The sequence below is a fragment of the Pseudomonas sp. GL_117 genome (assembly GCF_057835125.1).
In genome coordinates this window covers 5,847,313-5,862,632 of sequence record NZ_CM174418.1, presented here as the reverse complement: position 1 = coordinate 5,862,632, position 15,320 = coordinate 5,847,313, and the positions used below count along the sequence as shown (strand labels likewise).

The window sequence follows — 15,320 nt, the reverse complement described above, 5'->3', positions numbered from 1 at the left end:
GACCCTTTGCACAATGTGCGCCTCATTCCCTGGGCGATTGTGATTTGGCGCATTGTTAAACGGGCGAGTCGCCTGGCTGTAATTTGTAACGGATTTGATACCAGTGGCGGTGTTGAGTGTCGTGACGTGGCGCACGATTTTGGCGAGGGGGGCGGCGAAAAGTAGCGTTTTTGTTACATGGGTGCTTTGAGCGAGGGGATCAAATGTGGGAGCTGGCTCCCACATAAAGCGAGGCAGTAAGCCTTAGGCCTTGAGGGTTTTCACACCTTCAGCGGTGCCCAGCAGCAGTACATCAGCCGGGCGCGCAGCGAACAAACCATTGGTGACCACGCCGACGATGGCATTGATCTGGGTTTCCAGCTCCACCGGGTTGGTGATCTGCATATTGAACACATCCAGGATGATGTTGCCGTTATCGGTCAACACGCCCTCACGGTAAACCGGGTCGCCGCCCAGTTTTACCAGCTCGCGGGCCACGTGGCTGCGGGCCATCGGGATCACTTCCACCGGCAGCGGGAACGCGCCGAGCACCGGTACCAGCTTGCTGGCGTCGGCGATGCAGATGAAGGTCTTGGCCACGGCCGCGACGATCTTCTCGCGGGTCAGGGCTGCGCCGCCGCCTTTGATCAGGTTCAGGTGCGCGTCGCTTTCATCGGCGCCGTCGACGTAGAACTCCAGGTCGCTCACGGTGTTGAGCTCGTACACCGGAATGCCATGGCCCTTGAGGCGTGCAGCGGTGGCTTCGGAGCTGGCCACGGCGCCGTCGAATGCGCCCTTGTGCTGGGCCAGCGCATCGATAAAGCAGTTGGCGGTGGAGCCGGTGCCGACACCGACGATGCTCTTGTCGTCGAGTTTGGGAAGGATTAAATCGACAGCGGCCTGGGCCACTGCCTGTTTGAGTTGATCCTGGGTCATGCGGGCTCCGGAACGGGCGGGGGAGTTATCGAGGGGCGCGAGTATAACCCAACAAAACCTCTGGATTCGTGTGGTCGCCCGGCCAAAAGCCGGGTTAGACTCCTTGGCCCTGCCAAACCGTGAAAGTAGATGCCCGCCGATGCTTGAACAGTACGTCAAAAAGATCCTCACCTCGCGCGTCTACGACGTTGCCGTAGAAACCCCGCTGCAGACCGCCCGCCAGCTCTCCGAGCGGCTGGGCAACAAGGTCTGGCTCAAGCGTGAAGACTTGCAGCCGGTGTTCTCGTTCAAGATTCGCGGCGCCTACAACAAGCTGACCCAATTGAGCGGCGAAGAGCGTGCCCGCGGTGTGGTCACGGCCTCGGCGGGCAACCATGCCCAGGGCCTTGCCCTGGCCGCCAAGGTGCTGGGGGTCAAGGCCACCATCGTGATGCCCAAGACCACCCCCGAGATCAAGGTTGAAGGTGTGCGCTCCCGTGGTGGCAAGGTGGTGTTGCACGGTGATTCCTTCCCGGAAGCCCTGGCCTACTCGCTGAAACTGGTCGACGAAAAGGGCTACGTCTACATTCACCCCTACGATGATCCGCACACCATTGCCGGGCAGGGCACCGTGGCGATGGAAATCCTGCGCCAGCACCCGGGGCCGTTGGACGCGATCTTCGTACCCGTGGGCGGCGGCGGGCTGATCGCCGGTATCGCGGCGTACGTGAAATACCTGCGGCCGGACATCAAGGTCATCGGCGTTGAGCCGGACGACTCCAACTGCCTGCAAGCCGCGCTGGCCGCAGGTGAGCGCGTGGTACTGCCGACCGTCGGGCTATTTGCCGATGGCGTGGCGGTGGCGCAGATCGGCCAGCACACCTTCGACATCTGCAAGGACTATGTGGATGAAGTGATCACCGTGAGCACCGATGAAATCTGTGCGGCGATCAAGGATATCTACGACGACACCCGTTCCATCACCGAGCCGGCAGGCGCGCTGGGTGTGGCGGGCATCAAGAAGTACGTCGAGACCCGTGGCGTCACCGGGCAAACCCTGGTGGCCATCGACTCCGGTGCCAACGTCAACTTCGACCGCCTGCGCCACGTAGCCGAGCGCGCCGAGCTGGGCGAAGGCCGCGAAGCGATTATCGCCGTGACCATCCCCGAGAAGCCGGGCAGCTTCAAGGCGTTCTGCGAGGCCGTGGGCAAGCGCCAGATCACTGAATTCAACTACCGCTTCCACTCTGGCAGCGAGGCGCACATCTTTGTCGGTGTGCAGACCCACCCGGAAAACGACCCGCGCAGTGCCTTGATCGCCAGCCTTACCGGCCAGGGTTTCCCGGTGCTGGACCTGACCGAGAACGAACTGGCCAAGTTGCACATCCGCCATATGGTCGGCGGGCATGCGGCGCACGTCAGCAATGAAGTGGTGTTTCGCTTCGAATTCCCGGAGCGCCCGGGAGCCTTGTTCAACTTTCTTAACAAATTAGGCGGGCGCTGGAACATCTCGATGTTCCACTATCGCAACCACGGCGCAGCTGACGGCCGTGTGGTCGCAGGCCTGCAAGTGCCGGCGAACGAGCGTCACCTGGTACCGGCAGCCCTGGAAGCCATCGGCTACCCGTACTGGGATGAAAGCGATAACCCGGCCTACAAACTGTTCCTCGGTTGAGCGACTACGCTGATTGGGGCGGCCTTTGAGAGATTCGAGATATGCAAACCCTGATCACCCTGAAAGTTATCCACATCGCGGCCACCGTGTTGCTGCTGCTCAGCGGCCTCGGCCTGGCGCTGTTGGCCTGGCGCAAACGCAGTGCCGGCCCGGCGGTTACCGTGCAGCGGCCGTGGGCCTTCGTCTGGTTGCTGATGGGGATCTGCGTGGTCAGCATGCCGTTCACCGGCTGGTGGCTGGTGCATTTGGTCGGCTGGCCGCTGGGGCAGACCTGGATCCTGGGCTCCAGCATCCTCTATACCGTAGCGGCGCTGGCCTGGTTCTGGCTGGTGGCGCGGCTTAATCGCCTGCGTAAAGGCGAGGGCGGCAGCCTGAATTTCACCCTGGTGCTGGCGGTGGTCAGCCTGGTGGGGTTCGTGGCGATTGCGGGGCTCATGGGCGCTAAGCCGGTTTAAGGCGCAAGATCGAGTCGCCTGCATTCGCGAGCAAGCCCGCTCCCACACTCGACCGAGTTCCAACATGAGAATACGGTCAAAATGTGGGAGCGGGCTTGCTCGCGAAGAGGCCATCAGCTGCGCAATGTAATCACCGGCCAGCCACGCTTTTCGGCCTCAGCCCGCAAATTTGGGTCCGGATCCACCGCCACCGCGTGCGTCACTTGCTCCAGCAACGGCAGGTCATTCATCGAATCGCTATAGAAATAGCTGCCTTCCAGGCTGAATCCGGTTTCTTCCAGCCACCGATTCAAGCGCGTCACCTTGCCTTCCCGGAAGCACGGCACGTCAGTGCTGCGCCCGGTGTAGCGGCCATCTTCCATCTCGCATTCGGTGGCAATCAGGGTTTCCACGCCCAGGCGTGCGGCAATCGGCGCGGTGACGAAACGGTTGGTGGCGGTGATGATCACCAGTGTGTCGCCGGCGGCGCGGTGCTTGGCCAGCAGTTCCACGGCGCTGGGCAGCATCAGTGGCTCGACGCAGTCGCGCATGAAATCGCGGTGCCACTCGTCGAGTTGGGCCATCTCGGTACGGCCGAGGATTTCCAGGCTGAAGTTCAGGTAGGCGGCGTTGTCCAGCTTGCCGGCCAGGTAATCCTGGTAGAACTCGTCGTTGCGGGCCTTGTAGGCGATCGGGTCGAGAATCCCGCGTTCACAGAGGTAATCGCCCCAGGCGTGATCGCTGTCGCCGCCGAGAAGGGTGTTGTCCAAGTCGAATAAAGCCAGGCGCATTGCAGTTACTCGCTGAAATGTCTGTAAAAAGGCGTCCAGAATACGGTCTTTTCACAAGAGTGCACATAAGCTAAGAAGCCTCGTTGCCGCTGCAACAACCTTTGTGGAACAATGCGGCGACATGCGTTTGCGAGGTTGTTGCCGTGATCGACCCCGATGGTTTCCGTCCTAATGTCGGGATTATTCTTACGAATGATGCCGGACAGGTGCTATGGGCTCGCCGAATCAACCAAGATGCCTGGCAGTTTCCTCAAGGTGGAATCAACCCCGACGAAACCCCTGAAGACGCCTTGTACCGTGAGTTGAACGAAGAAGTCGGCCTTGAGCGCGAAGATGTGCAGATTCTGGCCTGTACCCGTGGCTGGTTGCGTTATCGTTTGCCGCAACGCCTGGTGCGTACCCACAGCCAACCGCTGTGTATCGGCCAGAAGCAGAAATGGTTTCTCCTGCGCCTGATCTCCAACGAGCAGCGGGTGCGGATGGATTTGACCGGTAAACCGGAGTTCGATGGCTGGCGTTGGGTCAGCTATTGGTATCCGTTGGGCCAGGTGGTGACATTCAAGCGCGAGGTTTATCGTCGCGCTCTCAAAGAGCTTGCCCCGCGCCTTTTAGCGCGCGACTGACGACGGAGTTCGACCCCGAGCCATGCTCAATACGCTGCGCAAGATCGTCCAGGAAGTTAACTCCGCCAAGGATCTCAAGGCGGCGTTGGGGATTATTGTGTTGCGCGTCAAGGAAGCCATGGGCAGCCAGGTCTGCTCGGTTTACCTGCTGGACCCCGAGACCAACCGTTTTGTGCTGATGGCCACCGAGGGCTTGAACAAGCGCTCCATCGGTAAGGTCAGCATGGCGCCCAATGAAGGTCTGGTGGGCCTGGTGGGGACGCGTGAAGAACCCCTGAACCTCGAAAACGCGGCTGATCACCCGCGTTACCGCTACTTTGCCGAAACCGGCGAGGAGCGCTACGCCTCGTTCCTCGGCGCGCCGATCATTCACCACCGCCGCGTCGTCGGCGTGTTGGTCATCCAGCAAAAAGAACGCCGCCAGTTCGACGAAGGTGAAGAAGCCTTCCTCGTGACCATGAGCGCGCAGCTCGCCGGGGTTATCGCCCACGCCGAGGCCACTGGCTCGATTCGCGGCCTGGGCCGTGAGGGCAAGGGCATCCAGGAAGCCAAGTTCGTCGGCGTGCCGGGTTCGCCGGGCGCGGCGGTCGGTACGGCGGTGGTCATGCTGCCGCCGGCGGACCTGGATGTAGTGCCGGACAAGACCGTCAACGACATTGACGCTGAAATCAAACTGTTCAAGACCGCCCTCGAAGGCGTGCGCGCCGACATGCGCAACCTGTCGAACAAGCTGGCCACCCAGCTGCGCCCCGAAGAGCGTGCGCTGTTCGACGTGTACCAGATGATGCTCGACGACGCGTCCCTGGGTAACGAAGTCAAGACCGTGATCAAGACCGGCCAGTGGGCCCAGGGCGCGCTGCGCCAGGTGGTCACCGATCACGTCAACCGTTTCGAAATGATGGACGACGACTACCTGCGCGAGCGCGCCTCGGATGTACGCGACCTCGGTCGTCGTTTGCTGGCGTACCTGCAGGAAGATCGCACCACTAATATGGTCTTCCCCGACAAGACCATCCTGGTCAGTGAAGAACTGACCGCGACCCAACTGGGCGAAGTGCCGGAAGGCAAGCTGGTGGGCCTGGTCTCGGTACTCGGTTCGGGCAACTCCCACGTCGCGATCCTGGCCCGGGCCATGGGCATCCCGACGGTGATGGGCCTGGTGGACCTGCCGTATTCCAAGGTCGACGGCATCGACATGATTGTCGATGGCCATCGCGGCGAGGTGTTCACCAACCCCGGCGAAGTGCTGCGCAAGCAATACGCCGAGGTGGTTGAAGAAGAGAAACAACTGGCGCTGGGCCTCGATTCCTTGCGCGAACTGCCGTGCGTGACCACCGACGGCCATCGCGTGCCGCTGCTGGTCAACACTGGCCTGCTGGCCGATGTGGCTCGTGCGCAACAGCGTGGCGCCGAAGGGGTGGGGCTGTACCGCACCGAAGTGCCGTTCATGATCAACCAGCGTTTCCCGAGCGAGAAGGAGCAGCTGGCGATCTATCGCGAGCAATTGCAGGCCTTCCACCCGTTGCCGGTGACCATGCGCAGCCTGGACATTGGCGGCGACAAGTCACTGTCGTATTTCCCGATCAAGGAAGACAACCCCTTCCTCGGCTGGCGCGGGATTCGTGTCACGCTCGACCATCCTGAAATTTTCCTCGTCCAGACCCGCGCCATGCTCAAGGCCAGCGAAGGCCTGAACAACCTGCGCATCCTGTTGCCGATGATCTCCGGCACCCATGAGCTGGAAGAGGCGCTGCACCTGATCCACCGTGCCTGGGGCGAAGTGCGCGACGAAGGCGCCGACGTACCGATGCCGCCGATTGGCGTGATGATCGAAATCCCGGCGGCGGTGTACCAGGCCAAGGAACTGGCGCGGCAGGTGGACTTCCTGTCGGTGGGTTCCAACGACCTGACCCAATACCTGCTGGCCGTGGACCGTAACAACCCACGGGTGGCCGACCTCTACGACTACCTGCACCCGGCGGTGCTGCAAGCCCTGCAACATGTGGTGCGCGACGCCCATGCCGAAGGCAAGCCGGTGAGTATCTGCGGCGAAATGGCCGGTGACCCGGCGGCGGCAGTGCTGTTGATGGCGATGGGCTTTGACAGCCTGTCGATGAACGCCACCAACCTGCCAAAGGTGAAGTGGATGCTGCGCCAGGTGGACCTGGGCATGGCCAAGGAGCTGCTGGCGGAATTGATGACCATCGACAACCCGCAAGTTATCCACAGTTCGCTGCAGTTGGCGCTGAAGAATCTGGGGCTGACGCGGATGATCAATCCGGCTTCGGCCAAGACTCTCTAGACCGCGTCGGCGTCATCGCCGGCAAGCCAGCTCCCACATTTGGAATGCATTCCCCTGTGGGAGCCGGGCTTGCCCGCGATAGCGGTCGCTCAGGCACCGCTAAATCAGCAGTTCTACCTCACCCAGCCGCCCACCATGGGGCCCAAAACTACGCTCCACCATCCGCCGAGTCCCGTCGGCATTCACAATCAACGCCGTACTCGCCCGCGTCCCATAACTGGGGCTGGCAATAAACACGCTGGATAACAGACTCTCCGTCGCCAACCCCACGCCGGTATCGGGCAAGTCTGCAAACGGCGCTGTCTGTGGATCACTCAAAAGCCCCAGCAACGCCTCGGGTTGCGGGTCATCCAGCACCGCACTCAGCGCCGCCTTGGCCTTGAGCAACTTGGGCCACGGCGTATCCAGCCCAGCGTTGGATAACCCATACACCCCGGCCTGCAACCGCGTCGGCTGGGTGTGATTGGCGTTGTAGTGCCACAACTCCTCCCGTGTGCCCAGCAGCAGGTTAAACCCGGCATATTCGATCGAACGACCGTTAACGTCGGCCAAGTAGTCGTCAATCGGCAGGTTTCCATTGAGAAAGCGCGCCACCAGTTCCCCGCGGGACTTGCGCGCCGGTGGCTGGTGCGGATCGCGGATATTGGTCAGGGCGGCAAACCGCCCGTCGGCATTCACGCCCAGCCAGGTGCCGCCGGCTTCTTGATCGCGGCCGGCGTAGACCTCGGGTGCATCCGGCCACTGGGCCAGCGGCAGGCTGGGGCGGGCATAGAACTCATCACGGTTGGCCGCGACGATCAGTGGCTGGGCATGGCCCGGCCGCCAGGCGAAGACAATCAGGCACATCAGGCGATCCCTTTTGTGTTTTTTGCCACTCTACGCACTCAAGCGCGGGCGTTCCATCGTCTCCAGTTGGGTCGCATGCCTTCCATCCGTTAACATGCCGGACTTGATTTGGGGGCTCCCATGGAATTTTTGCTGTATTTGACGCTGGGCGCCTGTGCGGGTGTGCTGGCCGGGCTGTTCGGGGTGGGCGGCGGGATCATCATCGTGCCGGTGCTGGTGTTCAGCTTCACCTTGCAGGGCTTCGACCCCCAGGTGCTGACCCACCTGGCCGTGGGCACCTCCCTGGCGACCATCATTTTTACCTCGATCAACGCCGTGCGTGAGCACCACCGGCGTGGCGCGGTGCGTTGGCCGATCTTTGTGTGGATGACCGTGGGCATCCTGATCGGCGCCGGTTTTGGCGCACTGACCGCCGAAGCCATCTCCGGCCCGCACTTGCAGAAGGTCATCGGTGTGTTCGCCTTGGTGATCGCGCTGCAACTGGCCCTGGAGGTCAAGCCCAAGGCCAGTCGCACGGTGCCGGGCAAACTCGGCCTGACCCTGGCCGGCACGGTGATCGGCTGGGCGTCGGCGATTTTCGGCATCGGCGGCGGCTCGTTGACCGTACCGTTCTTGACCTGGCGCAGCGTGCCGATGCAGCAGGCGGTGGCCACCTCATCGGCGTGCGGCCTGCCGATTGCCCTGGCCAGTGCATTAAGTTTCATGATTCTGGGCTGGCATGACCCGCTGCTGCCCGCTCATAGTCTAGGGTTCGTGTATTTGCCGGCGCTGTTGGGCATTGCCCTGACCAGCATGGTGTTTGCCCGTTTCGGCGCGCGCCTGGCGCACAAACTGTCGCCGCGCTTGCTCAAGCGCCTGTTTGCCGGGTTGCTGTTTTGCGTCGGTTTGAATTTCTTGCTGTAACGCAGCCTTAATCGCGCCCCGGCATGGTCCGGGCGCTATAACGAATGATTTAACGAGGAGTCGCAATGCTGCCTTACCCGCAGATCGACCCGGTGGCCCTGGCCATCGGTCCGCTGAAAATCCACTGGTACGGGTTGATGTACCTGATCGGTATCGGCGGCGCCTGGCTGCTGGCTTCCCGGCGCCTGAACCGTTTCGACCCGACCTGGACCAAGGAGAAGCTCTCCGACATGGTCTTCTGGCTGTCGATGGGGGTGATCGTCGGCGGGCGCCTGGGCTACGTGTTGTTCTACGATCTGTCGGCGTACATCGCCAATCCGACGCTGATCTTCGAAGTGTGGAAGGGTGGCATGGCGTTCCACGGTGGGTTTGTCGGCGTGATGATCGCTGCCTGGTGGTTCGGCCGTCGCAACGGCAAGTCGTTCTTCGAACTGATGGACTTCGTCGCGCCGCTGGTACCGATTGGCCTGGGGGCCGGGCGCATCGGCAACTTCATCAACGCCGAGCTCTGGGGCAAGCCGACCGACGTGCCGTGGGCGATGGTGTTCCCGCCCTTCAGCGACCCGGCGCAACTGCCGCGCCATCCGTCGCAGCTCTACCAGTTCGCGCTGGAAGGCGTGGCACTGTTCCTGATTCTCTACCTGTTCTCGCGCAAGCCGCGCCCAACCATGGCTGTGTCGGGCATGTTCGCGTTGTTCTACGGGATCTTCCGGTTCATCGTCGAATTCGTGCGCGTGCCGGATGCACAGTTGGGCTACCTGGCGTGGGGCTGGGTGACCATGGGTCAGATCCTCAGCCTGCCGATGATCCTCGCTGGCCTGGGCCTGCTGTGGTGGGCGTACAATCGCCCGCAGCCGCTGAAGAACACTGCGCTTTAAATTCGAATGCCGAGGCGGTTGCCCTGCCTCGGCTTCAACGATACGGGTAAAAAGATGAAGCAATATCTCGAACTACTGAACGACGTCGTGACCAATGGATTGACCAAGGGCGATCGCACCGGCACCGGCACCAAGGCCGTGTTTGCCCGTCAGTATCGGCATAACTTGGCCGACGGCTTTCCGCTGCTGACCACCAAGAAGCTTCACTTCAAAAGCATCGCCAACGAACTGATCTGGATGTTGAGCGGCAACACCAACATCAAGTGGCTGAATGAAAACGGCGTGAAGATCTGGGACGAATGGGCCACCGAAGACGGTGACCTGGGCCCGGTTTACGGCGAGCAGTGGACCGCCTGGCCGACCAAGGACGGTGGCACGATCAACCAGATCGACTACATGGTGCATACGCTCAAGACCAACCCCAACAGCCGCCGCATCCTGTTCCACGGTTGGAACGTCGAGTACCTGCCCGACGAGACCCTGAGCCCCCAGGAAAACGCGCGCAACGGCAAGCAAGCCCTGCCACCGTGCCACCTGCTGTACCAGGCCTTCGTGCATGACGGTCACCTGTCGATGCAGTTGTATATCCGCAGCTCCGACGTGTTCCTCGGCCTGCCGTACAACACCGCGGCGCTGGCGCTGCTCACCCATATGCTGGCGCAGCAGTGCGACCTGATCCCCCACGAGATCATCGTCACCACTGGCGACACCCATGCGTACAGTAACCATATGGAACAGATCCAGACCCAGCTGGCGCGTACGCCGAAGAAGCTGCCGGAGTTGGTGATCAAGCGTAAGCCTGAGTCGATCTATGACTACAAGTTCGAAGATTTCGAGATTGTGGGTTACGACGCCGATCCGAGCATCAAGGCTGATGTCGCCATCTGATCAATGTGGGATCTAGCTTGTGTGGGAGCGGGCTTGCTCGCGAAAGCGGTGGATCAGCTTGCAGATGTGTTAGCTGACACACCGCATTCGCGAGCAAGCCCGCTCCCACATTTAGTCCGTATTCACTTGAGTTAGTGGCCGTGGCTTCTGCCCACATGGGAAGGCTCAGCCTCACTGGCCGCCACGCTTCCGCTGACTTCAAGCCGCTGCAAAATCCCGCACTGCTCCCCACCGCCACAACGCTGGCGCAGGTCCAGCAACTGTTCCTGCAACGCCAACAGCCCGTCGATCCGCGCTTTCACATGGTGGATATGCTCGTCGATCAACGCATTCACGCTTTCGCACTGGTCCTGCGGACTGTCGCGCAAGCCCAGCAGGCTGCGGATCTCCTCCAGGGTCATGTCCAGGCTGCGGCAATTGCGGATAAAGATCAGCCGCTCGGTGTGCGCCTGGGTGTACACGCGGTAATTGGCCTCGGTGCGCGCCGGCGGCGGCAGCAGGCCTTCCTTCTCGTAATAGCGGATGGTTTCCACGGGGCAGTCGGTCAGTTTCGCCAGTTCGCCGATCTTCATCGCCGCAATCTCCAAATGGGTGCTTGACCCTATAGTGGCTACAGGGTCTTTACTTGGCAACAGGCACCTTACGGACGCGACCTGATGAGCGATTCCATCCACACCCCGCATAAACACAAGCACGACCATGATCATGGCGAGCATAAACTCACGCCTGTGCATAAAAACGGCCACGGCGATTCCTGCTGTTCCGCCAGCCCGGCTGCGGCAAAGGTGACGCTGAACGAGGCGCCCACCGCCGGCTCGCGCTTGAGCACGTTCCGCATCGAAGCCATGGACTGCCCCACCGAGCAGACGCTGATCCAGAACAAACTGGGTAAGCTCGCCGGCATCCAGCAGTTGGAATTCAACCTGATCAACCGCATCCTCGGCGTCACCCACGACCTGCCGAGCACCGCGCCGATCATCGCCGCGATCAAATCCATCGGCATGCAGGCCGACCCCATCGAGGAAGGCACCCCGGCTGCCGCACCACCGGCCAAGAAACACTGGTGGCCGCTGGCATTGTCCGGCGTCGGTGCATTGGGCGCCGAAGTGCTGCACTTCACTAACGCCGCGCCGACCTGGGTGATTGCCCTAGTGGCGCTGGTGTCGATCCTCAGCGGCGGCCTTACCACCTACAAAAAGGGCTGGATCGCCCTGAAAAACCTCAACCTGAACATCAACGCGCTGATGAGCATCGCGGTGACCGGCGCAATCCTGATCGGCCAGTGGCCGGAAGCGGCCATGGTGATGTTCCTGTTTACCGTCGCCGAACTGATCGAAGCCAAATCCCTGGACCGTGCGCGCAACGCTATCAGCGGCCTGATGCAGATGACCCCCGAACAGGCCACGGTGCGGCAGGCCGACGGTTCGTGGGCTGAACAAGAGGTCAAAAGCATCGATCTTGGGGCTATCGTGCGGGTCAAGCCTGGCGAGCGCATCGGCCTGGACGGTGAAGTCACTGCGGGCCAATCGACCATTGACCAAGCGCCGATCACCGGCGAAAGCCTGCCCATTGAAAAGACCGTGGGCGACAAGGTCTTCGCCGGCACCATCAACCAGGCCGGCGCTCTGGAATACAAAGTCACCGCAGCGGCCAACAACTCCACCTTGGCGCGGATCATTCACGCCGTGGAACAGGCCCAAGGCGCCCGCGCGCCGACCCAGCGCTTTGTCGACAGTTTCTCCAGGGTCTACACCCCGGCGGTATTCCTGTTTGCCCTCGGCGTAGCCCTGATCCCGCCGCTGTTCATGGCCGGCGTGTGGTTCGACTGGATCTACCGCGCCCTCGTGCTGCTGGTGGTGGCGTGCCCGTGTGCGCTGGTGATCTCCACGCCCGTGACCATCGTCAGCGGCCTCGCGGCGGCGGCGCGCAAAGGCATCCTGATCAAGGGCGGCGTCTACCTGGAGGGCGGCTACAAACTCGACTACCTGGCCCTCGACAAGACCGGCACCATCACCCACGGCAAGCCGGTGCAAACCGATTACCTGGCGCTGTTCCCCAACGTCGAAGCCAGCGCACCGGCGTTAGCCGCGAGTTTGGCCGGACGTTCCGACCACCCGGTGTCCCTCGCCATCGCCAATGCGGCTGTGGATAAAAACCTGGCGCTGCACGCTGTGGATAACTTCGCGGCGCTGGCGGGCCGTGGTGTGCGTGGCGACATCAACGGCGAAACCTATCACCTGGGCAACCACCGCCTGGTGGAGGACCTCGGCCTGTGCTCGCCGGAGCTGGAAGAAAAACTCTTCGCCCTGGAAAAACAAGGCAAGTCCGTGGTGCTGTTGCTCGACAAGTCCGGCCCGCTGGCGCTGTTTGCCGTGGCCGACACGGTCAAGGACAGCAGCCGCGAAGCCATCCAGCAACTGCACGCGCTGGGCATCAAGACCCTGATGCTCACCGGCGACAACACCCACACCGCCCAGGCGATTGGCGCCCAGGTCGGCATCGATCAGGCCCGTGGCGACCTGTTGCCCACCGATAAACTGCAAGCCATCGAAACCCTCTATGGCCAAGGCCATCGCGTCGGCATGGTCGGCGACGGTATCAACGATGCCCCGGCCCTGGCCCGTGCCGAGATCGGTTTCGCCATGGCCGCCGCCGGCACCGACACCGCCATCGAGACGGCCGATGTGGCCCTGATGGACGATGATCTGCGCAAGATTCCCGCATTCATTCGGTTGTCGCGGCAAACCTCGAGTATCCTGCGGCAGAACATCGCCCTGGCGCTGGTGATCAAGGCGATCTTCCTCGCAGTCACGTTCCTGGGCATGGCCACCATGTGGATGGCGGTGTTTGCCGACATGGGCGTCAGCCTGCTGGTGGTGTTCAATGGCCTGCGCCTGTTGCGCAAATAATGGATGTGAGGGTGGCGTGCTGAGTGCCGAGTTGAAGGCTTTTTACATGGTCGCGCGCCTGGGCAGCATTACCCAGGCGGCGAAAAAACTCGGCCTGAGCCAGCCCACGGTGACCACCCAGATTCGCAACCTCGAAAGCCAATACGGTGTTGAGCTGTTCTACCGTGGTGGCCGGCGTCTGACCGTCAGCGATGAAGGCGCGCGGCTGCTGCCGATGGTCAAGGCGCTGTTGCAGCAGGAAGCGGACATCGAGTTTTTCCTGCGCAACAACGGCCAGGTCCAGGGCGCATTGCGGATTGCCGCGACGGCGCCGTATTACATCCTCGACCTGGTCAAAGCCTTCCGCGAACGCCTGCCGCAGGTGGACGTGTCGGTGGAAATCGGCAACTCCCAACAGGTGCTCGAAGCGCTGGACGATTACCGCGTCGATGTCGCCGCGTCCTCGCAGTTGGTGGAAGACCCACGCCTGATCCGCCGGGTATTGGGCACCGACCCGCTGGTGCTGGCGGTGCATCGCGACCATCCCCTGGCCAAGCTCGACCATGTGCCCCTCAGTGCCCTGGCCGGGCATACCTTGTTGATGCGTGAAGCGGGCTCGACCACACGGCGGCTGACGGAAGAGATGTTGCAGGGCGCTAGCGTGAGCTACGGGCCGCTGCTGGAAATCGGCAGTCGCGAGTCGATCCGCGAGGCGGTGTTGCGCAATATCGGCATCAGCATCATTGCGCGCCAGGAAGTGCCCCATGACCCGCAATTGCGGGTGCTGACCATCGAGCATGCGCCGCAGATTCCGGAGTATTTGTACTGCCTCAAGGAAAGAAAAAACGCACGGCTGCCAGCGGCGTTTCTGGGGTTGGCGCAGGAAATGTCGCCCCTCTGAGTTCTATGGTGGTCTTGAGGGCCTCTTCGCGGGCAAGCCCGCATTTTGACCGTGTGAACCCGATCAAGTGTGGGAGCGGGCTTGCCCGCGAAAGTGGCAGTGCAGGCACCACACCCCTTTGACCCCTACCCAAATCCACCAATACCACTATCACCACCTTTTGCCTTCCTGCCACACGCGCGACGCATTGCCTACCTAGCATGACCCTCATCCGTTTGATGAGGTGCCACGCATGAACACTGCCCTGAGCCAACCCGGCGCGCCGATGAAGGTGCGCAATATCCAGAAACGCTTCGGCGCCTTCACTGCGCTCGATAACGTATCCCTGGACGTCGCCGCCGGTGAGTTGGTGTGCCTGTTGGGCCCGTCCGGCTGTGGCAAGACCACCTTGCTGCGCTGCATCGCCGGGCTCGAGCGCCAGGACAGCGGCGAACTTTACCTGGGCAACCGCGACGTTTCCCTGCTGCCACCCCAGGCGCGGGACTACGGCATTCTGTTCCAGTCCTACGCCCTGTTTCCCAACCTGACCGTCGAAGCGAACATCGGCTACGGCCTCACCGGCAGCGGCCGCGATGAAGTGCGCAAGCGTGTCGCTCAGATGTTGGAACTGGTCGGCCTGGTCGGCAGTGAAAAGAAATACCCCGGCCAACTCTCCGGCGGCCAGCAACAACGCGTGGCTCTAGCCCGGGCGCTGGCGCCTGCGCCGTCGTTATTGCTGCTGGATGAACCGATGTCCGCCCTCGACGCCCGTGTGCGCGAGCATCTGTGCACCGAACTGCGCCAACTGCAACGGCGCCTGGGCATCACCACGCTGATGGTCACCCACAACCAGGACGAGGCCATGCTGATGGCCGACCGCATCGCCGTGATGAACAACGGCAAGGTCGAGCAGTATGCCACGCCCCAGGAAATCTACGACCGCCCGGCCACGTCGTTCGTGGCGGAATTTGTCGGCCAGGGCAATTGGTTGCCATTCAGCCGCAACAGCGCCAGCCACGCCCAGGTCGGCGGGATGAACATGCGCTTGGCCGATGATGCCGGCGTGGCCAAGTCCGGCCGCCTGTTCTGCCGCCCGGAAGCCATCAGCGTCAACCCGCCGGTGCATGAAGAAAACCTGTTCCCGGCCAAGGTCCGCGAGGTCACGTTCCTCGGCAACCGCTGCCGCATGAGCTTTGAGCTTGAGCAGTTACCCGGCCATGCGCTGCTCGCCGAACTGGCCCCGGAAGCCATGCCGCGCCTGGGCGCCCAGGACATCTGGGTGGCCTTGCCGCCGCGCAGCCTGCAGGTGTTTGCCTGA

General features: G+C 62.1%; 14 protein-coding genes. 10 read left to right on the top strand and 4 right to left on the bottom strand.

Features of this window, described 5'->3' with window-relative positions; all coding sequences use genetic code 11:
- Positions 1-243: 243 nt before the first annotated feature.
- Positions 244-915 carry a ribose-5-phosphate isomerase RpiA gene (gene rpiA, locus AC3ISR_RS26865; RefSeq protein ID WP_017736692.1) on the bottom strand — a complete coding sequence of 224 codons (672 nt, stop codon included), beginning with the start codon at positions 913-915 and terminating at the stop codon, positions 244-246.
- Positions 916-1,054: 139 nt separating this feature from the next.
- Between rpiA and ilvA the strand changes: the two genes are divergently transcribed.
- Positions 1,055-2,569 carry a threonine ammonia-lyase, biosynthetic gene (gene ilvA / locus AC3ISR_RS26860; protein WP_463983653.1) on the top strand — a complete coding sequence of 505 codons (1,515 nt, stop codon included), beginning with the start codon at positions 1,055-1,057 and terminating at the stop codon, positions 2,567-2,569.
- A 41-nt stretch (positions 2,570-2,610) separates the two neighbouring features.
- Positions 2,611-3,024, top strand: a complete 414-nt coding sequence (locus tag AC3ISR_RS26855) for a DUF2269 family protein (RefSeq protein WP_226454593.1) — start codon at positions 2,611-2,613, stop codon at positions 3,022-3,024.
- Positions 3,025-3,137: 113 nt separating this feature from the next.
- On the opposite strand, the gene AC3ISR_RS26850 is transcribed toward AC3ISR_RS26855, so the two are convergent.
- Positions 3,138-3,794 carry a histidinol-phosphatase gene (locus tag AC3ISR_RS26850; protein WP_192297880.1) on the bottom strand — a complete coding sequence of 219 codons (657 nt, stop codon included), beginning with the start codon at positions 3,792-3,794 and terminating at the stop codon, positions 3,138-3,140.
- A 143-nt stretch (positions 3,795-3,937) separates the two neighbouring features.
- Between AC3ISR_RS26850 and AC3ISR_RS26845 the strand changes: the two genes are divergently transcribed.
- Together AC3ISR_RS26845 and ptsP are read left to right on the top strand one after the other, a co-directional pair.
- Positions 3,938-4,417, top strand: a complete 480-nt coding sequence (locus AC3ISR_RS26845; RefSeq protein WP_003176750.1) for an RNA pyrophosphohydrolase — start codon at positions 3,938-3,940, stop codon at positions 4,415-4,417.
- A 22-nt stretch (positions 4,418-4,439) separates the two neighbouring features.
- Positions 4,440-6,719, top strand: coding sequence for a phosphoenolpyruvate--protein phosphotransferase (gene ptsP / locus AC3ISR_RS26840; protein ID WP_463983652.1), 2,280 nt, complete (start codon positions 4,440-4,442; stop codon positions 6,717-6,719).
- A 99-nt stretch (positions 6,720-6,818) separates the two neighbouring features.
- Here ptsP and AC3ISR_RS26835 read toward each other — a convergent pair whose 3' ends face one another.
- Positions 6,819-7,565, bottom strand: coding sequence for an NRDE family protein (locus AC3ISR_RS26835; protein ID WP_463983651.1), 747 nt, complete (start codon positions 7,563-7,565; stop codon positions 6,819-6,821).
- 120 nt (positions 7,566-7,685) lie between these two features.
- Between AC3ISR_RS26835 and AC3ISR_RS26830 the strand changes: the two genes are divergently transcribed.
- The 3 genes from AC3ISR_RS26830 to AC3ISR_RS26820 all read left to right on the top strand — a co-directional run bounded on the left by AC3ISR_RS26830 (position 7,686) and on the right by AC3ISR_RS26820 (position 10,234).
- Positions 7,686-8,468: a sulfite exporter TauE/SafE family protein gene (locus AC3ISR_RS26830; RefSeq protein WP_463983650.1), complete on the top strand. Its 783-nt coding sequence runs from the start codon at positions 7,686-7,688 to the stop codon at positions 8,466-8,468.
- A 65-nt stretch (positions 8,469-8,533) separates the two neighbouring features.
- Complete coding sequence (lgt, locus tag AC3ISR_RS26825) at positions 8,534-9,346, top strand: prolipoprotein diacylglyceryl transferase (protein WP_192297876.1); 813 nt, start codon at positions 8,534-8,536, stop codon at positions 9,344-9,346.
- Positions 9,347-9,400: 54 nt separating this feature from the next.
- Positions 9,401-10,234, top strand: a complete 834-nt coding sequence (locus tag AC3ISR_RS26820) for a thymidylate synthase (protein ID WP_192297875.1) — start codon at positions 9,401-9,403, stop codon at positions 10,232-10,234.
- A 131-nt stretch (positions 10,235-10,365) separates the two neighbouring features.
- Here AC3ISR_RS26820 and cadR read toward each other — a convergent pair whose 3' ends face one another.
- Positions 10,366-10,806, bottom strand: coding sequence for a Cd(II)/Pb(II)-responsive transcriptional regulator (gene cadR, locus AC3ISR_RS26815; RefSeq protein ID WP_192297874.1), 441 nt, complete (start codon positions 10,804-10,806; stop codon positions 10,366-10,368).
- Positions 10,807-10,890: 84 nt separating this feature from the next.
- On the opposite strand from cadR, the gene AC3ISR_RS26810 reads away from it, so the two are divergent.
- The 3 genes from AC3ISR_RS26810 to AC3ISR_RS26800 all read left to right on the top strand — a co-directional run bounded on the left by AC3ISR_RS26810 (position 10,891) and on the right by AC3ISR_RS26800 (position 15,320).
- Entirely contained in the window at positions 10,891-13,143 is a 2,253-nt protein-coding gene (locus AC3ISR_RS26810; protein ID WP_463983649.1) for a heavy metal translocating P-type ATPase, read from the top strand.
- 16 nt (positions 13,144-13,159) lie between these two features.
- Positions 13,160-14,023, top strand: a complete 864-nt coding sequence (locus AC3ISR_RS26805; RefSeq protein ID WP_192297872.1) for a LysR family transcriptional regulator — start codon at positions 13,160-13,162, stop codon at positions 14,021-14,023.
- A gap of 232 nt (positions 14,024-14,255) precedes the next feature.
- A complete protein-coding gene (locus AC3ISR_RS26800) occupies positions 14,256-15,320 on the top strand; it encodes a putative 2-aminoethylphosphonate ABC transporter ATP-binding protein (RefSeq protein WP_192297871.1) in 1,065 nt (354 codons plus the stop codon).